General features: G+C 42.5%; 10 protein-coding genes. 3 read left to right on the top strand and 7 right to left on the bottom strand.

The genetic code is table 11. The annotated features are described in order from the left end of the window. Window positions 1-10 precede the first annotated feature (10 nt). Entirely contained in the window at window positions 11-1789 is a 1779-nt protein-coding gene (locus tag BM291_RS08000) for a RagB/SusD family nutrient uptake outer membrane protein (protein ID WP_092896118.1), read from the top strand. A gap of 168 nt (window positions 1790-1957) precedes the next feature. Next, window positions 1958-4006, top strand: coding sequence for a sulfatase-like hydrolase/transferase (locus tag BM291_RS08005; protein ID WP_245786804.1), 2049 nt, complete (start codon window positions 1958-1960; stop codon window positions 4004-4006). A gap of 1052 nt (window positions 4007-5058) precedes the next feature. On the opposite strand, the gene BM291_RS08015 is transcribed toward BM291_RS08005, so the two are convergent. Both BM291_RS08015 and BM291_RS08020 read right to left on the bottom strand, forming a co-directional pair. Beyond that, window positions 5059-6480: a DUF6600 domain-containing protein gene (locus tag BM291_RS08015; RefSeq protein ID WP_092896122.1), complete on the bottom strand. Its 1422-nt coding sequence runs from the start codon at window positions 6478-6480 to the stop codon at window positions 5059-5061. Window positions 6481-6872: 392 nt separating this feature from the next. After that, window positions 6873-7559 (bottom strand): Crp/Fnr family transcriptional regulator, encoded by a 687-nt coding sequence (locus tag BM291_RS08020; protein WP_092896124.1) that lies wholly within the window; start codon window positions 7557-7559, stop codon window positions 6873-6875. Between the two features lie 209 nt (window positions 7560-7768). Between BM291_RS08020 and BM291_RS08025 the strand changes: the two genes are divergently transcribed. Beyond that, window positions 7769-8518 (top strand): flavodoxin family protein, encoded by a 750-nt coding sequence (locus BM291_RS08025; RefSeq protein WP_092896126.1) that lies wholly within the window; start codon window positions 7769-7771, stop codon window positions 8516-8518. A 95-nt stretch (window positions 8519-8613) separates the two neighbouring features. Here BM291_RS08025 and BM291_RS08030 read toward each other — a convergent pair whose 3' ends face one another. The 5 genes from BM291_RS08030 to BM291_RS08050 all read right to left on the bottom strand — a co-directional run bounded on the left by BM291_RS08030 (window position 8614) and on the right by BM291_RS08050 (window position 16635). Next, a complete protein-coding gene (locus BM291_RS08030; protein WP_092896128.1) occupies window positions 8614-9939 on the bottom strand; it encodes a Gfo/Idh/MocA family protein in 1326 nt (441 codons plus the stop codon). Between the two features lie 477 nt (window positions 9940-10416). Next, window positions 10417-10857 (bottom strand): carboxypeptidase-like regulatory domain-containing protein, encoded by a 441-nt coding sequence (locus tag BM291_RS08035; protein ID WP_092896130.1) that lies wholly within the window; start codon window positions 10855-10857, stop codon window positions 10417-10419. A gap of 113 nt (window positions 10858-10970) precedes the next feature. After that, the gene (locus BM291_RS08040; protein ID WP_092896133.1) at window positions 10971-12002 is read right to left on the bottom strand and encodes a DUF4365 domain-containing protein; all 1032 of its coding nucleotides are present in this window, start codon (window positions 12000-12002) and stop codon (window positions 10971-10973) included. 184 nt (window positions 12003-12186) lie between these two features. Further along, complete coding sequence (locus tag BM291_RS08045) at window positions 12187-13617, bottom strand: DUF1501 domain-containing protein (RefSeq protein ID WP_092896135.1); 1431 nt, start codon at window positions 13615-13617, stop codon at window positions 12187-12189. A 597-nt stretch (window positions 13618-14214) separates the two neighbouring features. Next, a complete protein-coding gene (locus tag BM291_RS08050) occupies window positions 14215-16635 on the bottom strand; it encodes a DUF1549 domain-containing protein (RefSeq protein ID WP_092896513.1) in 2421 nt (806 codons plus the stop codon). Between the last annotated feature and the right edge of the window lie 543 nt (window positions 16636-17178).

Below are 17178 nucleotides of genomic sequence, written 5' to 3' on the forward strand. Positions count from 1 at the left end.
ACAGAAGATTATGAAAATAGTTAAAAATATAGCTTTCGGTTTTACGCTAGCGCTTTTGACATTTAGTTGTGTTGAAAGCACCTTGGACAAAAAGCCGGAATTAGCATTTTCAGAGGAGAATGCCTTTGAGAATTTCCAGGTTTCGCAGACCTATGCCTATGGGTTTTACACTGCGTTTCCAGGATATGACTTTGCTCCAATCAACAGTGATTGGGATGCAGATCTGATGATGCAGAATAATACTAATCAAGGTTCTGCTTGGATCTGGGGAAGACAAACTATTCCTACAGCATCATCAATCTGGGACTTTTCTTTTGTGCGTCGGGCTAATATCATGCTGGATAATCTAGATAAGTCTAACATGACTGAGGCAGAAAAAAATCACTGGAGATCGATCAGTTATTTCTTCAGAGCTTACGATTATTATTCCAAGATCGCAGCTTATGGCGATGTGCCTTGGGTAGACAGAGTTCTTTCGGATCAGGACGAACTACTTTTTGCTCCTCGTACGCCTCGTGCAGAAGTAGCAAAGCATATGTTGGATGATTTGCTTTTTGCAGAGCAGAATATCTTTGAGCCTGGCACTAACGGTGTGGCTAGTAATACAATTAGCAGCGATGTAGTAAGAGCTTTGATTTCAAGATTTGGCCTTTTTGAAGGGACTTGGAGACGCTATCATGGCTTGTCAGGAGGAGAAGAGTTTCTAAGAGCATCTGTTAAAGCTTCGGAACAACTTATCGCTAATAACCCAACGCTGCACCCTAATTACAATGAGGTGTTTAATAGTGAGTCTTTGGATGGCGTACCAGGTATTCTGCTTTTCAAAAGATATGAAAATGGAATATTGACCCATAGCTTGACTTCTAGACATAGAAATTCGGCTGGTAACTGGGATATCACAAAACGTGGTGCTGATTCTTACCTGATGCAGGATGGTCAGACTATCTGGAACAGCCCGGATTTTGAAACGGATAAGGATCCTTATGCCGAGTTCAGAAAAAGAGATCTACGAATGTTGTATACCATTACTCCTCCTTTCAGAGTGAAAACAGTAGCAGGAAATCAACTAGCTTGGGATTATTCAGCTAACCCTAAAGATCGTGAGTATATTGACTTTATGGCTAGTATTTCTAGCTCGACTCAGAAAGAATTACCATCTAGAAATCATGCCGGGTATATATTGAGGGTTTCTCCACACTACAGAGATTTCAATGAAGGCGATCCTTATAATGTTTCCAGAACTGGCTATAAGCTGTTCAAATACTACAACCGCCTTCACGATATTCAGAATAATGATTTCAATGACGCACCGATTTTCAGAATGGGTGAGGTCTTGATCAATTATGCTGAAGCAAAGTGGGAACTGGGTGAATTTGATCAGTCTGTTGCAGACATGACGATCAACAAACTGAGAGCAAGAGGCAATGTAGCGCCAATGGCTATTAGTACTATCACTGCGGGTTTTGACCCAACGAGAGATCCCGATATTGATCCGGTATTGTGGGAGATCAGACGTGAGCGTGGTATAGAATTGATGGCGGAAGGCTTCAGGTTTGATGACTTGAGAAGATGGAAGAAAATGGATTACACAAACTCACCAAAGCTTGGTCGTTGGATTAAAGGTTCTGATGTGAACAATAGAATTCCAATTCAAGGGGGAGCAGCGGAGGGTTATATCCAGTTCTTCACTGGAAATCCTCCTGCTTGGGAAGATTACCAGTATTTGTATCCGGTGCCTTCTGAAGAGATTGCCCTTAATCCAAAACTGGAGCAAAACCCAGGTTGGTAAGTTCTACTTAAGAATAACAAGTGCCCTTCAGTCCATCTAGATTGGAGGGCATTTTCATTAAATTAGAATCCTTATATCTAACACTCAGTTGAATTTCAATTGTTGTTCCCAGAGGTGTTCTGAATGAGTAATTTGAATCTCAGTTTTCAATCCAAACCAATATCGAAAGTGAATAGTTTTTTAAGAATGATGAGCCTGCTCGTATTGGTAGGCGCTTTTCCAAGTGTGGGACACACACAGGAGAAACCCAATATAATATTCATCCTGGTGGATGATCTTGGATATGGTGATATAGGTGTTTTTTTTCAAAATGAAAGAAAAGTACGGAACGATCGAAGTGAACCATGGATCATGACTCCAATGCTGGATAAAATGGCAAATGAGGGAGCTATGTTGACAAATCATTATACTGCTGCTCCTGTTTGCGCACCATCTAGAGCTTCGATTCTAATGGGAGTCAGCCAAGGACATGCGCACGTTCGCAATAATCAATTTGATAAGGAAATCGGGGATAATTATACGGTCGCTGATGTGCTTAAGAATGTAGGATACGAAACCATTGCGATTGGTAAATGGGGATTACAGGGAAAAGGAAAAGGGCCTGATTGGCCAGCACACCCGTTGAAAAAGGGCTTTGACCTGTACTTTGGTTATATCCGACATGGAGATGGACATGAGCATTATCCTGTAGAAGGAGTTTACCGTGGGAGTAAAGAGGTGTACGATGGGTATGAACTGGTAGAAGGACTTGACAAATCTTATACGGGAGATTTGTTCACGGCCAAGGCAAAAGACTATATTATTTCACATCAAAATAAGAAGTCAGGACAACCATTTTTCATGTATTTGGCCTATGACACGCCTCATGCAGTACTGGAATTACCTACGCAAGATTATCCTGCAGGTGGTGGCTTGAATGGAGGACTTCAATGGCTAGGTACTCCTGGTGAAATGATTAATACAGCTTCCGGCGAAGTGGATTCATTTACCTATCCTGAATTTGCCAATGCTACCTACGATCACGACAAAGATGTAAACACTCCAGAGGAGGAGTGGCCATCTACCTATAAGCGATACGCTACCGTGAATAGACGTATTGATGATCAAGTAGGGGATTTGATGCAATTGCTCAAAGACCTGAATATTTCAGAAAATACCTTGGTTGTATTTACTTCAGATAATGGTCCGTCCAGAGAGTCTTATTTACCCAAGGACTATGTGGCCTATACGCCTGAGTTTTTTAATAATTTCGCAAATTTTGACGGCATAAAGAGAGATGTGTATGAGGGAGGTTTACGCACAGCTACGATTGTACATTGGCCAACACATATCAAAGAAGGGACGGTCGTTTCTACCCCAAGTATTTCGTATGACTGGATGGCAACCTTCGCGGATGTTTCCCAGGCAGCAGCACCTATTCGTACAGATGGTGTATCCTTATTGCCTTCTTTGATCGGAAAGGGAAAACAGGCCTCCAGCAAGATATATGTAGAATATTCTGAAAATGGGAAAGTGCCTGGATTTGATGAGTTTTTGGAATCTCACCGAAACAAAAAGCGTGGGGAAATGCAGATGCTTAGAAAAGGTGATATGGTAGGGGTTCGCTATGATATTCAAAACCAAGCCGATGATTTTGAGATATATAATGTAGTGAAAGATCCGCAGCAAGCGAGGAACCTAGCTGGTGAAAATATCAAACTGCAAGAGGAATTCAAGTCTATGGCACTTAGAGGTAGAATGGCGGATATGGGAGCTCCTCGTCCTTATGATAATTCACTTGTTCCAGCATTGGAAGGTCTGAAAGTCAAAGAAGGCCTAGTTGCCACTACATATCAGGTCAACAGCGCTTTCATTCCTTCAGTATTGGGGAAAGCAATTTCGGAAGAAGTGCAAGATTTGCCAGCTATTGAGGGCGAAAGTGGAGATGGTAATCTAGTAGTTTGGACTGGATACATCAAAGTTCCAGAAGGTGGGAAATACACTTTTTCTGCTGATCGCAAACAAAGTCACTTCTTTATGCGAATTCATGATAGTTCGGTAGTAGATGGTAATTATTCGACAGATGATTCACCTCAGGGTACTGTTTATTTGGAAGCAGGATATCACCCTGTGAAAATTTATATGTTGAAGGAAGACAGCTCGCCAAAACTTGACTTGTCTTGGAGTTTTGAAGATAATCCTAAGGAAGTAGTCAGTTCTGGGTTTTGGTTTAGATAGTGGGAAGTTGAGCCAAGAAAGGAACACCAAATAGTTTACACAAAAGGGAAAGTCATCGGCTTTCCCTTTTGTGCTTTCTTTCCAATGTTAAGCACGTTAATTTTTTCAGTGAAAGGTGCAATGGAGCAGAAGAAAAATGGGGCAAATATCTGACAAAACCGAGTTGTCCCTCTGGACAAATTTGTCTTGGTATTGGCAGTGCTCATTCCGTAGGAACGTCTGGTTTGTAGCTGGAAATTGATTGGTGATTTATTCGTCCTGTAGGAGAGAATGCTGATGTTTTATGAATTATTCCGCTCTTTCAGAGCTTTGGGGTTTTGGTTATTTATCATATCCCAGCCCTGTCGAGCTGGGCTGAGATATTCAGGACTTTCAGCCCTGATTAATAAGTGATTTTTTTCGATCGCAGACCTCACCGCTACTTAGGGTGGTTCTTTAGTTTTTAACTAAAAAACCGTATTCTTTCCGTTGATCTTGGTTGCGTCCGTGGCCGACTCCCCCTTAGTTACAATGTATTGTGGAGATGAGAATCATTTTAAAGGGGGTAAGGGGGATTTGAAAGCTAGTTATCCTCAAGAAGAAGATGTTTTATGTCTTGGCTCGATGGTAAAGATTTTAGGATTATTGAGCCAGAATAAGGCTCAAGCCAGATGATCATTTGTGATTTTTCAAGATACGTTCCTCAGGAACGGTTGGTAGAGAATCCGCATAATTCATCTACAAACGAGTTGTCCCTCTGGACAAATTTGTCTTGGTATTGGCAGTGCTCATTCCGTAGGAACGTCTGGTTTGTTGCTGGAAATTGATTGGTAATTTATTCGTCCTGTAGGGGAGAGTGCTGCTGTTTTATGGATTATTCCGCTCTTTTAGAGCTTTGGGGTTTGGGCTTTTTATCATATCCCAGGCCTGTCGAGCTGGGCTGAGATATTCAGGACTTTCAGCCCTGATCCAAAAACGATCTATTATTCATGACTTTTGTGCCCTTCGCGGAAAATAATCTCAAAAAAAGGATAGCCAATGGGCTATCCTTTTCAAATAGGTTTTGTTCGAGATTAATTATTTCCTCTAGTTCTTGAGGTACTTCTTGAAGTAGAGCTACTTGTAGAGCTTTTCGCAGGAGTAGAAGTTCTGGAAGTAGAACTCCTTACCTGTGGAGTAGAACGAGTAGTTGGCTGCGATTGTCTAGTTTGACTAGTACGGGCAGGGGTGCTTCTCGTTGCTGGGCTTGAAGATTGAGTTCTCGAAGTAGCCGGCTGTGTTCTAGTTGGGGTCGAACGCTGTGCCGGAGCACTTTGTGTTCTAGATTCATTTGATCTTTGAGCAGGTGCAGACTGAGTTCTTGCTGGAGTTGAACGGGTCTGAGATTCTCTACTGTTCTCTGTTCTTGTAGATGGGCTCGAAGATCTAGGTTCAGTGCTTCTAGTAGTGCTAGGAGATCCTTGACTCTCACGACTAGGAGTAGAGGTTCTTGTTTGAGAACCAGGATATGGTGTGGTCTCGAATTCTCCACGGCTAGTAGAAGGAGAGGTAGATCTACCTCCAGTATTCTCAGTTCGACTTGGCGTTGTTACTCTTTCAGATGATCTTGAAGATCCAGCAGGAGTAGTTGCAGATCTACCAGAAACTGCTTCAGATCTGCTGTTTACTCTGGAAGGAGTAGTCGCTGGCTGCGTTCTGGATTGTCCGGAAGAAAGAACTCTAGAAGGTCTAGCAGATGCAGTTGTTCCTCTTGCACTTTGCAAATCAGGTCTATATGCACTTACTGCGTTTCTTGAGGCTACAGTTCTTCCAGCTGAACTGCTGTTCTCTATTCTGCGCTCAGGGTAAGAGCTTTTGGTTACTCTTTCTACTTCTCTTCGCGCTGGTCCACCATAGTATCTATTGTTATTGTACACCACAGTGTTATTGATGATGGTTGTATTGTTATAGATGTTCACTCTTCTTGCATGCGGTACGTGGTAGTTATAAACGTTCACGTAGGCAAATCTTCTTTGAGGAACAAAAATCCAATAAGTAGAAGGAATATTTACTCTGAAATTGATAGAGAAGCCAGGACCCATAGGTGCCCAACCGTAATATCCACCACCGGTTCTCCAGTCTACCCAAGCTGGTCCCCAATCGTAGTCAGGAATCCATGCCCAGCTCTGGTAATTGTCGTCAAAGTACCATCTACCGTAGTGGAAAGTCGCCCAACCCCAGTCGTAATCAGATACCCAGGTATTACCATAATTGGTCATTACCCAGTGTCCATTGGTTCCATAAGGGTGGAAATCATCATATACAGCAGGTAGCCATACATATCCATGTCGTCCATCTTTTACCCAGTCCCCATAAGGCATCAATTCATCATAGAATACCTGAAAGGAAACTCCAGCTACATTTTCCGCTTGGGCTTCTTTTGGGGTAATCCAGATTAGTGCGATGATTCCCATCATCAAATTCCTCATCCATCGTGGTACTTGTTGCGTTTTCATTTTACGTGGGTTTAGTGATTAAATAATTGGTTATATACTTATTGGGTTGTGGGCTTTTTAAGGCTTCCTATTTAGGTAGATGCATTTTTCTACTAAAAGGATGCATGCATACTAAAACCAAAATCACGCCAAGTTTTTCGAACTTCCTTAAAATGTGCAGATTCCTTGGTTGGTTTACGTAAAAAATTAGGCCAATGGTTGAGTTAAATCTTAATATTGCCTTAAGATTGATGTTAAAAATCAGTACTTACTTAAAAATATTATATAACATATTTTAATCTTTGTAATTTTTCTTTTGAAGATCGTTTACTTCAGTTTAAAAATATTGGAAAAAATAAAAATAAGTACTTATACTTTTTTCAAAAAAATCTGGCACACCTAACCGTCAAGAATCAACTGATTTGTGTGATATCCAAAATATAGATTCTACTTCTATCGTATTTAATAATCCCCTTAGTTTCTAAATCCCTCAAAACAGTGGTGACCATCTGCCTACTCGTGGCCGTCAACTTACCAATGTCTTTGTGCGTGAGTTTCATGTCGACATGCCACTGATTTGGAAAACCGCTGAGCTGTCTACCAAACTCGGTTGTGAAATCCTTGAGAAACCAGGTGATTCGTTGTTCTGAAGTCTTGAAAATCAAGTTTTCCAATCTAGTCTGTATTTTCTTAATTCTAAGCCCGATGAATTTGGTAATCGCGAAATTAAGAGCTGGATTTTTTGCCATGAGCTCCTTGAATCTTTCCTGATTGACCTTACAGATTATCACATCTTCGGTCGCTACAGCCAGGTCTTCTCTTGATTCTTCACCTGCCAGAACTAGTTCGCCGAACATTTCTCCCGGGCCAAGTATGCTGAGAATGATTTCTTTGCCCGTATCCGAGGCTTTGGAGATTTTCACTTTTCCCTTTTTCAAAAAATAGATAGTCCTAGCCTCATCTTGTGGGAAGTAAACAGCCTGATTTTTCATCACATCAGCCATTACAGTCATTTTTTCTAATTCCATCAGTTCATGAGGCTTCAGCACTTTCATCATGCTGAAATTATCGAGGAACCAGATGTTGGCGTTTTCGGACATAGTGTGGATTTGATGTTTTTTCAAACAGAACAGGTTCAAATTAGTTAATAACAGGGATACTATCTCATAAATTGATGTCTGTCTTTATAAAGACACTTCAAAAGATCAGGTTTTAGTAATTTATAAATCAGTCCACTTTTCTAACCAACAACCACCTAACAACGAATAACCAATAACTAACAACCAATAACTAACAACCAAAAACACCCATGATACTCAATTCTTTCCAACAACAACTCAATGAAAATAATCCCGAAGATTTCTCTGGCCTCAAAGCAGTTTTTCTCAATTGCACCTTAAAGAAATCCCCTGAGCAATCCCATACCTCTGGGCTGATCAGCATCAGTCAGGCGATCATGGAGGCAAACGGAGTCTCGGTGGAGGTGATTCGCCCGGTGGATCATCAGATCGCTTTTGGCGTGTATCCAGATATGAAGGAACATGGCTGGGATGCCGACGAGTGGCCAGCTATTCAGCAAAAAGTCATGGATGCAGATATTCTGGTGCTTTGTACGCCTATTTGGTTGGGCGAGAAGTCATCCATTGCTACGATGGCGATCGAGCGCTTGTACGGTTTTTCCGGCAAACTGAATGACGAAGGTCAATACGCTTACTATGGTCGCGTGGGTGGATGCCTGATTACGGGAAATGAAGATGGGATTAAACACTGCGCCATGAATATGCTGTACTCACTTCAGCATTTGGGTTATACCATTCCTCCGCAGGCAGATGCCGGATGGATAGGAGAGGCTGGTCCTGGTCCTTCCTATATGGATAAAAATTCAGGTGGTCCAGAAAATGAATTTACTACCCGAAATACAACCTTTATGACTTGGAACCTGATGCACCTGGCAAAAATGCTGAAAGACAAAGGCGGTATTCCTGCCTATGGAAATCAGCGAACTATGTGGGATGCAAAATCAGATCAAGATAGTCCAAATCCTGAGTATAGGTCGTAATAGCTTATCAATTGAAAAGTGGATTAGATAGAAAGGCGTAGTCCCGCTAACTGTGCGGGACTACGCCTTGTCCTTGCTCAACTATATCAGGATAGTTAAGAGGTTATTTTCGGTAAAGTCCAAGGCGTTCTATAGCTAGGCCAAATCAATTCATTGGCAGCTGCATTTCCAGTAAATTCTCGTTTGGCTTCATCCCAAAGCAATTCCTCCGCCCCAATCCTTGCTGCGATATTTGGAATATGAGCGTGCAAGGCTGCGATTCGCCCAGCCTCCGGCGGACAAATGGGTTGATTTCTGTTTTTGATGCATTCCACAAAATTGGCTACATGTAGGTTGTGACTGTCAGTCATTCCTTCCAATTTTTTGGCTTCTATTTTTGGAGCTTTGGCCTCTGGATCCCATTCCGGATAGATTTCGTAACCACCGCGATTGACTACTAGCGTACCTTTTTCGCCCACATACCCGATTCCGTATGGTTTGCCGTAAGGTCCGGTTTGCAGCCCACCATTCATGTCGTAATTAATCAAAAAGTCCTTTTTAGGATAGAGGACATTCATGGTATCGAAGGTGTCCCGATCCCGATTCTCCTTATTGACATTGGCTGCGTAGGTAAGTACTCTGGAAGGGACAGCCGGATTTTCTTCCACCCAGATCGCCATATCCAATAGATGCACACCCCAGTCGGACATCAAACCCCCGCCATAATCCCAAAAGTGTCGCCAACTTCCGTGAAAGCGATTTGGGTTGAAGCTTCGGGAAGGTGCAGGTCCCAGCCAAAAATCATAATCCACTCCCTCAGGGATCGGAGTCGTAGGTTGGATCAGGTTTCCAAGTCCGTAATTGAAGTTTGACCAGATATTCACCTTTCTGACTTTGCCTATGTAGCCACTTTTCACCAACTCCCGGGCTTCAATAAAAGCTTGCCCAGATCGTTGCTGCTGACCTACTTGCATGATTCTGTCGTACTGATTTTTTGCATTGACCATCAGCTCACACTCCCCGATGGTGTTTGCCATGGGTTTTTCCACATAGACATCCTTTCCGGCCTGGCAGGCGGCCACGGCGATCAGGCAATGCCAGTGATCTGGAGTGCCGATAATTACCGCGTCCACATCGCTGCGTTCCAGCAACAGTCTAAAGTCGGTGTAGCGCTCCGGTTTTTTTCCTGTGGCTGTCTCCACTTCCGCGATTCTTCGATCGAGCACATTTTGGTCTATATCGCACAGGGCCACACAGTCCACTTCCGGCAGCGCGAGGTGATGACGAAGAATTCCAAAACCCATATTATTGCAACCTATGAGTGCTACCCGAATCCGGTCACTTGCAGCGACGCCTTGCTTGGCCTGGAGTAGAGATGGGGCTAGCCAAAGTCCGCCAGCGAGGATTCCTGTGGATTTGATAAAGTTGCGACGGTCAGTCATCGGGTTTGTGTTTTGGGTTGGGAAAAGAATCTTGAACTCAAAATACAGGAAATTGTGATGAATCGGAAAAGTGTCTGGTTAAAAGCCTGTTACTATAGCTTTTCAGTGAAAAAAAATCCTAAAAAAGTGGCTGAGCTGTGATGTTGTAGAGGAGCTTAGTCACAAATTACGCCTAGTGCAAGGTTTGTTACCCTTCGCTAAAGTCACTTTCACAGCACAAACAACGTTATCGGAATTTCAATTGAAAGGCTATGCACTAAAACCTATACTGAATGATTAAGCCTTGAAGTAAAGTATAGGAATTTTGACGAATCAAGAACCTCGGGATATACCTGAGGTTCTCTTTTTTTAGCTCAACGATAAAGGAGATTTAATCAAGAATCAGATAGGGACTAAATATAGTCTATGCTTATTTCTGGAACTAAACCTAGCTCAACGCCAGTCTACGCTCAGTGGGGTAGCTATGGGTTCAAGCGTTTAATCTTTACTGAAGATATAGGCTACACAAGGTGTCCTTGATTTAAAAACACCTTTCTCAAATGCTTCCTGATGTCGTTCATTTAATTTTCTGAATCTTTTATATCGTTTCCTATTAACTGTCTTCATTGTCATGAAGTCATAGGAGCTTGCCAACATCATAATAATCTCCAAGTTATCGCAGTTGTTTAGAACCTGAACCGTTGTCAGCTCAAAACCTATAAAGCTGAATAGCAATTGCTCTGTCCCAGCGGGGAGTTCTATTTTAAAATTCCCGTTCATGTCAGTTGTCCCAAGTTGTACGGTGTCGCGATTCTGAATTCTCACCTGTGGAATGGTCGTCAGTTCGAATTCGTCAATGACTTTTCCAGTAATTGTTCGAGTCTGTCCAGTTGAAAGAAATGGAATTAAATAGATTGTCAGAAGTATCAAAAGCCTCATTCCTAGTCTTGGGTAAATTTAGCTACTATGACTGGGTGAAGTTTGTATCTACACCTAGCAACCTCAACGCTTATTCTACTATCAGTGGGGGCTTATAGCGTTTTAATTATTCATTATTGATTATCCTTATTCTTCAAAAATTCACCACCCGTATAACAGTTTGTGATATTATCTGAAACCTCCTTATTAATCGGTGTAGGTATCTTAAAATAATCGCAAAACTCATTTAAATCGTCAAAAAGTTTGTACAATACTTTCACTGATTCTTTTGATTCAAATTCAACCTTTATTTTTTCAATACCGTTTTCATTTTTAGGATTTCCTTTTATTTCAAATTCTATTTGAGAATATAGAAACAACCTTAGAAACTGTGCGTTTACGTGATTAGCTAAAAAGAAGGTGAGCCCTTTTACATGTTCCAATATATTGACTATCCATTCTTTAGGTTTGTCAATTTCATATAGTTGTCTGTCATCATTGTCATATCCATGAATAGCAATTTCTATTTTGCTCCTATATTTATACATTAAATCTTTTTTTCTTGTAAAATATTTCAAAGCTGAAATTAAGGGTTCATAGTCAGAATTTTCAATTTCTTCTTTACCAACTACAAGAAGAATATGTCCAATTTTTTTTAAGAACTCATTTGTCTTCCACTGGTTTTCTAATTGAGAAACATAATCAATTGTCGGACCTATATATTTTGTTAATTCTACTTTTGATTTTTCTCCTAATTCTTGATGAAAAGGAATTACTATTGACCATCCTTTACTGCTTCTATCAGTTTGTTGAGCATCACAGAGTTCCCAATAAGCTTTTTTCGAATCCGTATCTACGATAACAAGTATTACAGGAATTTGATGGTTTAGATAATAGTTTAAATGTTTAAGTTCTCCAGAGTAGTTCCAACCATATTCATTTGTTTGTTTAAAATAAGATCGTCCTGATTTAATCTGGACTGCAATAGACTTTCCTGTCAAATGACCATCTTCAGTTATAATATCAATGTAAGCATCAATACCAAAATCGTCTTCTTGATGATTAATTCTTAATTGCCAATCTAGTTGATCTTCAATAATCGAAGTGAGGAGTGTAACGCCTTTCCTGCCAATTTTATTCGATTTGTTACTTTTAGGTAAATCCATGTTTCTTAATTGCTATTTTGATTAAGCTAAACTTGATTATTGAATTAACTTTTGTCTTCCTAAAGTTTTATAAAGCTGTACTTTAAATTTCAAAAAGCTCTTCAAAATACGCCCTCTTTACTTCTTCCGCAACCCTTAGTTAAAAAATAGAAGAAACTAATCTAAAAAACTTTGTTTGAAGGGATTAGCCTTTTTGTAATAAATCAAAAGCAACCTTCCCATGTCCATCAGGCGTGGTGTAGAATGGACGCTGTTCGATCTCGTAGTTTGTCTCTGGAGCGATGCCTAAGGCATGATAAACAGTCTGGTGGATGCTGTCGATTTTGATTGGGTTTTCTATGCTTTTGCAAGGTCGCTCATCAGCGGTTTTACCAAAGACATGTCCGCGTTTGATTCCGCCACCAAACATCAGCATGGAGCAGCCATCTGTGAAATGTCGGTGCATTCCGTAGTTTTTCATGTCTTCTATGATATCCGGTACATCCACTTGATCCAGCACTTTCAGACCTGGTCTTCCTTCTGTCAGCATATCCCGGCTAAACTCAGATGCTACGATGACAAGCGTTCTGTCCAGTTTTCCACTTTCATCCAGGTCAGAGATGAGTTGGGCGATAGGGGAGTCGATCATTTTCTTCATGCCCTTCAGACGGGTATGTCCATTGTCATGCGTATCCCAACCAAAGAATGGCTCATACTCGGAAGTTACGGTGATGTATCGAGCGCCCTGATCCACCAGTCTTCTTGCCAGCAGGCATCCCAAGCCAAACTTACCATTGTTGTATTTGTCATAGCTTTCCTTGGGTTCCAGACTCAGATCAAAAGCCTTGGCTTCCGGGGAATTCAGCAGAATGTAGGCTTGCTCCATGGATCGTTTGAGGGATTCTTTTTGATAGTCCGAACCGTATTCGCCCATGGCGCCCGCGGAAAGCAGGTTTTCATAGAGTTGATTTCTCGACTCAAATCTACTCGTGGACATGCCGATAGGAGGGCGCACGCTATCCAAACCAGCCGAAGGATCTGGAATCAAAAATGGACCATGCTCAGAACCCAAGAAACCTGCACTGTGAAAAGCCTTCAGTTCCTCGCCTTCACCCACCGAAAATCGCTGTCCTATATTGATGAAGGAAGGAATCACAGGATTCAGCGGACCAAGTTCCTTGGAGATCCAAGAACCAAGATGCGGCACGACCACGGATTGTGGAGGTTCGTAGCAGGTATGAAAGTGATATTGATGTCGTGTATGCAGAATATGCCCCAGATCTGCCGCCACGTAGGAGCGGATCAGCGTTCCCTTGTCCATGATTTTTGCCATGGATTCCAGGCCTTCGGAAAAGTGAATTCCATCCAATGCTGTCGGGATGGAAGGGAAGGTGCTGAGCACTTCTTTGGATTCCATTCCCTTGCGAAATGGCGTATATTTCTTTGGATCGAAGGTTTCGGTATGCGCCATTCCTCCAGCCATGAAAAGTAAGATAACCGAGTCTGCCGTTGCCGGGATTTTGTCCACTCCGCAGGAAGACAACAGCCCCGCCAACGGCGCGCCCATTCCCATAGTAGCCATAGCAGCAGCAGAGGTTTTTTTTATAAAGTCTCGTCGGTTTAGTGGTGTTTTCATGGTTTGGTTAAGTATCTTTTTCCCGCAGATTATCGCTGAAAAGAACCGCAGATAAACGCAGATTTACTATAATAAATTTATTTACTACAACACAAGATCAGCGAAAATCAGCGATAGTTGTCTGCGCTGATCTGCGGGAAATCATTAATTTCTTACAGATTGCTTCGTCGTGCCTTCTCGCAATGACGGTACTCCCGTCTTCTGTCTTCTGTCTTCCGTCTATTTTTTTAAATCCCCCTTGCCCCCTTTGAAAAGGGGGAGTAGCCTCAGTTGCACTTCATTCATTTCCTTTGAAAACTTAACTCTTTTTGCTGAAGAGAAAAGCAGTGCCTCCTCGCAATGACGATACTCCCGTCTTCTGTCTCCTGTCTTCGGTCTATTTTTTTAAATCCCCCTTGCCCCCTTTGAAAAGGGGGAATTCCTCAACTGTACTTCATTCATTTCCTTTGAAAACTTAACTCTTTTTGCTGAAGAGAAAAGCAGTGCCTCCTCGCAAGGACGATACTACTGAGCTACATCGGTCATCTGACACCCAACACCCAACACCCAACACCCAACAACCTATAACCAACAACCTATAACCAACAACCAACTTCCTCACTCCACCATCTGAAACTCCGGCAACAGAATCACCGCCCAGAATAAATCCTGGATTTTGGCGGCATCTGGTTTTGCGCCTAGAGCAGCTTTTGCGATCGCTAGTTCTTTCTCATTGGGTTTTCGGTTCAGCGCTTTTAGGTACAATTCCTCCGTGATCTGAACTGGATCGCTGAGTTGAGTCTTCCATCTTTCCGCTCCTTTCTGCAAAGCAGTATTCAATCGTTCTCCATTTGTAAGTTCTAGCGCCTGTAATAAACTCCCCTGAGCTTCTCTGCTTGTAGAGACGATTTCACGATTTGGTCTTCCCAAGGCGGTGAGGAAAGGATTATTTGCCACCAAGGATGCTCGCGCAAAGCTCGGAGTGACATGCTCCGGTTTCTGCAGTTCAAAAGGATTGTACTTGATCGCATCGTCTGGGAAAAGAGGGTAAACGATTTCACTTACGGCATCAGAAAACTGCTCCGCTGTCATTCTTCTCCGCACCATTCCGTTGAATTTGTAATCATCAGCCATGACAGCATCGTAGGTCTCGTAGCCTATGGATTGGGACTGGTAGATTTTCGAACTTGCGATCTGGTATATCAACTCCTTCAAATCATAGCCATTTTCCACGAAATCCGAAGCCAGCCAATCCAGTAAATCCTGACTCCAAGGGGCATTGTCCATCTCGTCAACGGGCTCCACGATTCCGCGACCCATTAGCTGCTTCCAAACCCGATTTACAATCGTGCGGTACATTCTGCCATTCGCTGGCTGCACCAATCGATCTGCGAGCTGTCTGAGCTTTTCCGCTTTAGTAGCCATACTGTCTATATCACCTAATTCCTCCCAAAGGATTGCAGTCTTAGCCATTTTCCCCGTAGGTACTTCACAGCGACTGACCTCGAGCGTAGAGTCTGCGAAAATATTGGCGAAAGCATAAGACTCTTCGAGTTTCCAATCAGAGATAAAACTGTCATGACAGGAAGCACATTTAAGGTTCAAGCCCAAAATCACCTGCCCTACATTTTGCGCAGCCTGCATTTCTGTTCGCTGACTGGCATTGACTGTTCCACGCCATTTGATTCCCTCAATGAAACCCTTGGACTTTTCGGTGGGATTGAGCAATTCCCTGACGAACTGATCGTATGCTTTGTTGTCTCTTAGCGAAGTGTAAAGCCAGTCCGTAATATTGTATCTGCCTTTGGTGATATAGCCCGTGCCAGTGTAGTCATTGCGGAGTGCATCGTTCCAGAAAGTCAGCCAATGCGTGGCATAATCATCCGATTTGTTCAATAGATTCTGTAGCCAGATGCTTCGCTTGTCAGAGCGTGTGTCTTTCCTGAATTCATCCAACTCCTGTGGACTCGGAATCATACCCGTGATATCTAAGTAGATCCTGCGGAGATAGGTTTTGTCGTCCACCACTCCTTTCCATTCCAGCTTGTTTTCCTGGAAGTATTCATCCACCCAGAGATCGATGGGATTGTCCAAACCGGCTTTATAGGCAGGGAGAGTTGGGTTTCGAGGAGCTAATTCTGCAACTCGATACACGGATTGTTGAGCAGCACCATCCGGCCAAGGTGCGCCTTTGGAGATCCAGAGCGCGATCAAATCTCGTTCGTCTTTGCTGAGTAGTTTGCCTTTGGAAGGCATTACATCGTCGTGGTTTTTGCCCAGGTTAATTCTGCGGATGATCTCACTTTCACCGGGATTTCCGGGGATTAGAATCTGACCATTTTCGCCTCCGGCAAAAACATACTCTTTTTCATCCAACCGCAATTCCCCTTCGATCTTTGCTCCGCTATGGCATTTGTAGCAATTGTGCGCCAAGACCATCCGAACTTCCCCGATCAGTTTCATCTCTTTCTCGGGACTGAGTTCTGAGCTGTAGGAAGCTAGATTTATCGGTGCTTTTTCAATTTCTGATTCATCGGTATTGCCGATAGGTAAAACTTCCGTGAGGAAATCTTCCCCGTGCGTAAGTGATCCTCCAAAATGTCCAGCAACTGATACGCAGATGGCAGTTAGGAATAGGAAGGACCTGAATACTTTTATCTGAGATCTAGTTGGTCTGCGTGAGATTTTGGAGAGGAAAAATAACGTGAGCACACTCAAAATGGCTGTTCCAATTCCTATCCATTGATGCAAATCCAGAAGTTCACCAGAAGTACCTTCATTCGTAGCTAAGAGCCAGCCCATAGGTGCGGCTATAATTGCACTCACTGCTCCAATAGTCGCTAAAATCATTATTCCAGGCCTGATCTTGGAGTTGAACTTCCTCCAAGTAAACAGCTCCATCAATGCCGCCACTACTATCAGTGCGATAGGGAAATGGACGATCAGGGGATGAAGGCGACCTAGGAATTGCCAAAGCCAGAAAGCAGGTTCTTCTACAACTTCCGTCTGCGCAAATGCTGAGAAATTGATGAAAAGCATGGTTCCTCCAAGTAGAAAGAGGAAAATTGGAAGAGAAGAAGGTTTTTGAGATTGATTTTTCAAGTGTGTTCTAGGTAAAGCAAACGATTTAGTACTTGCTGAGTATTAGCAGCCTACTGATCTTACAATTGAAAAATAGTGGTTTTGTTGGGTAAACCTATCCTGTTGTGGGTTGATTTGATGAATGGGTTTATTTCCCGCAGATTTGCGCTGAAAAGATCCGCAGATATACGCGGATTCTCAACCTGCCCCTTTAGTGCCTGTCCGCTGAGGCGGAGACAAACTATGGGTAGAAAGATTTATAATGGGAAACCTGACGTGCCTTTAGGTACGACTCTATGGTAATTGATGAAATAATGTCCTCAACCTAAAACTAAAAAAGCAATTAGTTCCTAAAAAAATTATAATCAACTCACCCTTTTGCTCCAATGGAATTACCGATCGTGCCTTTGGCACTCTGTCATACTCACTCATCATACTACCCTAGAATTTCATTCTGGGCATCTACAGGCCTTGCCTTTGGCAAGAGAATTAAAACATGCA

Source organism: Algoriphagus aquimarinus, from assembly GCF_900112005.1.
Classification (GTDB): Bacteria; Bacteroidota; Bacteroidia; order Cytophagales; family Cyclobacteriaceae; genus Algoriphagus; species Algoriphagus aquimarinus.